The sequence below is a fragment of the Pseudomonas sp. BJa3 genome (assembly GCF_026343815.1).
Taxonomy (GTDB): Bacteria; Pseudomonadota; Gammaproteobacteria; order Pseudomonadales; family Pseudomonadaceae; genus Aquipseudomonas; species Aquipseudomonas soli.
The window spans coordinates 1-278 of the sequence record NZ_JAOXMC010000130.1 but is presented as its reverse complement, the minus strand read 5'-3'; the positions used below and the strand labels follow the sequence as shown (position 1 = coordinate 278).

The 278-nt window shown below is 68.7% G+C and carries 1 protein-coding gene; it reads right to left on the bottom strand.

All coding sequences use genetic code 11. From position 1 onward, the window contains the following. Nucleotides 1–278, bottom strand: a 278-nt coding sequence (locus OH705_RS27160; protein WP_267303428.1) for a PAS domain-containing protein, incomplete at both ends; no start/stop codon positions are given.

The window sequence follows — 278 nt, the reverse complement described above, 5'->3', positions numbered from 1 at the left end:
GCTCAGGGCCCGCGCCCGCTGGTGCAGTTCCTCGGGCGAGACCAGCGCTTCGAGGGTCAGGCTGCCCACTGCTTCGGCGCTGCTGTAGCCGAGCATGCGTTCGGCGCCGGCATTGAAGGTACTGATCACCCCGCGCAGGTTGGTGGCGATGATCGCCACCTGGGTCGCAGCATCCAGCACGCTGCGCAGCTGGTTGTGCGTGTCGCGCAAGGACTGCTCGCTGACGCGCAACTCGCCGGTGCGTTGCTCGACCAGGGTCAGGGCACGCTGACGCTGGC